Here is a 279-nt window from a genome sequence, read left to right as displayed (position 1 = left end):
GAAGGGATAACCGCTGAAAGCATCTAAGCGGGAAGCCTCCCTCGAGATTAGGTATCATCGAGTCGTGATAGACCATCACGTTGATAGGCCAGGTGTGGAAGCGCGGTAACGCGTGAAGCTAACTGGTCCTAATAACTCTGTTCATGCTTGTAGAATCCCACCATCAATGACAGTCCTGCCAAGGACTCTCGGCGGTGATCGGACGATCAATCATAGCCAGTAACTAATCTGCACGTTCAGACCGACAGCGTCGGGATGAACCGAAAAATGCACGGACTT

The 279-nt window shown here is 50.9% G+C and carries 1 rRNA gene; it reads left to right on the top strand.

The features are described 5' to 3' along the window. Nucleotides 1-151 (top strand): 23S ribosomal RNA (locus tag MTR65_RS18075); the annotation flags it as partial. Nucleotides 152-279: the final 128 nt, after the last annotated feature.

The sequence above is a fragment of the Novosphingobium mangrovi genome, from assembly GCF_022818885.1.
GTDB classification, from domain to species: Bacteria; Pseudomonadota; Alphaproteobacteria; order Sphingomonadales; family Sphingomonadaceae; genus Novosphingobium; species Novosphingobium mangrovi.
The sequence above is the reverse complement of the archived record's forward strand: the minus strand, read 5'-3'. Positions and strand labels throughout refer to the sequence as shown.